2 protein-coding genes and 1 pseudogene are annotated in these 4175 nt (G+C 34.2%); all 3 read left to right on the top strand.

Translation table 11 applies throughout. The features are described 5' to 3' along the window. Window positions 1–275: pseudogene (locus tag WBF61_RS00685) on the top strand (methyl-accepting chemotaxis protein); the annotation flags it as partial. A 214-nt stretch (window positions 276–489) separates the two neighbouring features. Further along, window positions 490–2196, top strand: a complete 1707-nt coding sequence (locus tag WBF61_RS00680) for a methyl-accepting chemotaxis protein (protein WP_424253022.1) — start codon at window positions 490–492, stop codon at window positions 2194–2196. Window positions 2197–2453: 257 nt separating this feature from the next. Then, window positions 2454–4163 (top strand): methyl-accepting chemotaxis protein, encoded by a 1710-nt coding sequence (locus tag WBF61_RS00675; RefSeq protein WP_424253020.1) that lies wholly within the window; start codon window positions 2454–2456, stop codon window positions 4161–4163. The last annotated feature ends 12 nt before the right edge of the window (window positions 4164–4175 follow it).

The raw sequence follows: 4175 nt of genomic DNA, 5'->3' as shown, positions 1-4175 counted from the left end.
CTTTCGCTAAAATTAGTCACTCTGTTACAGGAATGGTCGGTGAAATTCAACATATTTCTGATAATCTTGAAAGTATCGTTGTAAACACAGAAATTATGGGAAGTTCGATTGAAGAAATTGCGGCTGTGTCCCAAGAATCAGCGGCAGGAATTGAAGAAACATCAGCTGCGACACAACAAATTAGCAGTTCAATGGAAGAGGTTTCTGGGAATGCGGAACACTTAGCAACTTTGGCAGAAGACTTAAGTCAAACGGTTAATCAATTTAGACTATAAGAAAATAGCCTGTTGGAAGAGAATTACACCTCTTTCAACAGGCTGTTTTTAATTTTGAGAAGATACCATCCGCTATAAAGTTTTTATTAAAAATGCCGATATAAATTAAGTTATGACTAAGAAGGAGAGGTCATAAATAGTAAAAATAGTGAGTTGAATAAAAGATACATATTATTGAAGAAATAAAAAAATCATAAAAAAGAGGAATGAAGTAATGAAAAAGAATGAAAAAAAGTTCGGTAGAGTGACAAAATTGAGAACAAAAATATTAGCAGGATTTGCAGTCACACTATTTTTTATGATGCTACTTAGTTTATTTAATACACTATCTTTAAATGATATCAATAAAACACTTGAAGAAGAGATGGAAAATGAATTGGCTAATTTGATTAGTGATGAAAGTCTGTTAACAGATATATTTAGACGTACAAGTCTAATGAGAGGGTATATGTTTTATGAAGATGAAAGTTACCGTATACAATTCAATACCGAAACAAAAAATAGTATTGGATTAGAAAATAGAGCATTAGAATTAAGTGATTCACCAGAATTAAAAGCATTGATTGATAAGAAAATTGCTTGGGGTATGTTAACTGATGAAGCTTTTGAAGCGTATGATGCTGGAGATGCTGAGAAAGCAAAAGAAATTATGACCATTCAAGGAGAAGTTTTAGAAAAAGATCTAGAAAAAGGATTTACAGATTTAGTGAAAGATCAAGAAGCAAAAATCTTGAATTTAACACATGATACGATTAGAAAAGGTCAGATAATCGTAAACATTGGTATTATTACTACTATAATATTAGTTGTTTTATCGGTTATTATTGCTATAGTGACGTCTAATATGATTACAAAGCCAATTCATTTAGTTATGAAGCAAATGAAAGAAATATCAAATGGTAATTTAAGTATCCAACCATTAATTGTAAGAACAAAAGATGAAACAGGTCAATTATCAGAATCGATGAATGTGATGCAGGGCAACTTAACCAGCATGATTCAAGAGCTAGCTACAGCTTCTGAGATGTTAACGGCTAATAGTGAAGAATTAACGCAATCAGCAGTTGAAGTGAAGTCAGGTTCAGAGCAAGTTGCGACAACCATGCAAGAATTAGCTACTGGGTCTGAAACACAGGCGAATACAGCAAGTAGTTTATCTATTGTAATGGGCAACTTTACTAAAAAAGTACAAGATACCAATAAACATGGCGACCAAATTAATAAAACATCCCAACAAGTATTAGAAATGACCAACCAAGGAACAGCATTAATGGAATCAACAACTCAACAAATGCAGAAAATTGATCGAATTGTTCGTGATACGGTTGAAAAAATGAGCACTTTAGACAATCAAACAAAAGAAATTTCTGATTTAGTTTCGATTATTCAAACGGTTGCTGACCAAACTAATTTATTGGCTTTGAATGCGGCTATTGAAGCGGCAAGAGCTGGTGAACATGGGCGAGGATTTGCCGTAGTTGCAGACGAAGTCAGAAAGTTAGCAGAACAAGTAGCGGTTTCTATTGCAGATATTACAGGTTTTGTTACGACCATTCAGACAGAGTCAAAAGTAGTAACAGATTCTTTACAAGAGGGGTATACCGAGGTAGAAGAAGGAACCGCTCAAATTAAAAAGACTAGCCAGACATTTACTAAGATTAGTCGTTCTGTAACAAGTATGGTTACTGAGATTCAATATGTCTCTGATAACTTAGAGAGTATTGTTGTGAATACAGAAATTATGGGAAGTTCGATTGAAGAAATTGCAGCTGTTTCCCAAGAGTCCGCTGCAGGAATTGAAGAGACGTCAGCTGCAACAGAACAAATTAGTAGTTCGATGGAAGAAGTTTCTGGGAATGCGGAACATTTAGCAGCCTTGGCAGAAGACTTAAGCCAAACCGTTAATCAATTTAAATTATAAAAATAAAAATAATAGTCAGTCTATTGCTAGAGATGAGTTAGTTCTAGTAATAGGCTGATTTTTTGACTAGAAAATAATGAGCCATATGAAGTGAAATTGTATTTGCTATAAAGTTTATGCAGAAAGTGCCGATATAAAACAAGTTGTGATTGAGAAGGTGAGGAATGGAAAGGAAGAAGAAACTGGTTTATATAAAAAAAATATAAAACCAAGAAAAAAAGAATACAAAAATTTATTAAAAAAGAGGATGGAAGTAAATGAAAAAAAACGAACAAAAAACAGGTAGAATAACAAAATTAAGAACAAAAATATTAGCAGGTTTTGCTGTATTAGTATTGTTTATGATGCTATTAAGTATATTTAATACCTTATCTTTAGATGATATGAATAGATCATTGGAAGATGAATTAGAAAAAGAGTTGGATTTACTTGTATATGACGAAACGCTGTTAGTAGACATACATAAACGTTCAAGTTCAATAAGAGGATATATGTTGTATAAAGATGACATGTATCGCGAACAATTCAACGTGCAAACCGACTACATCATCGCCCTACAGGAAGAAGACCATGCGGACATAAGCAATACTCCTGAAATGAAGAAAATAATAGACAAAAAAAAGCTATGGAGAATTATGGTTGATGAGGCATTCTTAGCTTATGAAGAAGGGGACTCTAAAAAAGCGGATGAAATATTATCCATAAAAGCTGCACCTTTAGAAGTAGAAATTACGAATGCTTTATCTGATGTAGTAATAAAGCAACAAAAAACAATATCAGATCTAACAAGTGAGATAATTGAAAAAGGGGAAGCAATCAGAAATATAGGGATTATTACTACGACAACACTTACAGTATTATCGATTATCATTGCTCTATTAACGTCAAATATGATTACAAGACCAATTAACTTGGTGATGAAACAAATGAAAGGAATAGCAGATGCGAATCTAAGTTTAGCACCACTTCCAGTAACAACTAAAGACGAAACAGGTCAATTATCAGAATCAATGAACCTAATGCAAGCAAACCTAGCAAATATGATTCAAGAACTAGCTACAAACTCTGAAACCTTGACGGCTAATAGCGAAGAGTTAACACAATCAGCCGCTGAAGTTAAATCAGGATCAGAACAAGTTGCGACAACTATGCAAGAACTGGCTACGGGGTCTGAAACACAAGCAAACACGGCAAGCAGTCTATCTATTGTAATGGGTAACTTTACTAAAAAAGTGCAAGACACCAATAAACGTGGGGATCAAATCAATAAGACTTCTCAGCAAGTATTAGAAATGACTAACCAAGGAACGGAATTAATGGATTCAACGACTCAACAAATGCAAAAAGTTGATCAGATTGTCCGCGATACAGTTAAAAAAATGAGTACATTAGATAACCAAACAAAAGAAATTTCTGATTTGGTTTCGATTATTCAAACGGTTGCTGATCAAACCAATCTATTAGCTTTGAATGCAGCTATTGAAGCGGCAAGAGCGGGTGAGCACGGTAGAGGTTTCGCCGTTGTTGCGGATGAAGTTAGAAAATTAGCAGAACAAGTTGCTGTTTCTATTGCAGACATTACAGGATTTGTTAACACGATTCAATCAGAATCAAAAATAGTAACGGACTCATTACAGCAGGGCTATGCAGAAGTTGAAGAAGGAACAGCGCAAATTAAAACAACGGGTCAAACATTTGCAAAAATTAGTCGCTCTGTTACAGGAATGGTTACTGAAATTCAATCTATTTCTGATAATCTAGAGAGTATCGTTGTGAATACAGAAATTATGGGAAGTTCAATTGAAGAAATTGCGGCTGTATCCCAAGAGTCAGCAGCAGGAATTGAAGAAACGTCAGCTGCGACACAACAAATTAGCAGTTCGATGGAAGAAGTTTCTGGAAATGCGGAACACTTAGCAACTTTAGCAGAAGATTTAAGCCAAACGGTTAATCAATTTAAACTATAGAAACAAGAAAAC

The organism is Carnobacterium sp. (assembly GCF_049673005.1).
Taxonomy (GTDB): domain Bacteria; phylum Bacillota; class Bacilli; order Lactobacillales; family Carnobacteriaceae; genus Carnobacterium_A.
Note: the sequence above shows the minus strand (reverse complement) of the source record. Positions and strands in the feature narration are given on the sequence as shown.

Coding starts and splice junctions, on each gene's coding strand:
- WBF61_RS00680 (WP_424253022.1), top strand. CDS start 490: ATGAAAAAGAATGAAAAAAAGTTCGGTAGAGTGACAAAATTGAGAACA.
- WBF61_RS00675 (WP_424253020.1), top strand. CDS start 2,454: ATGAAAAAAAACGAACAAAAAACAGGTAGAATAACAAAATTAAGAACA.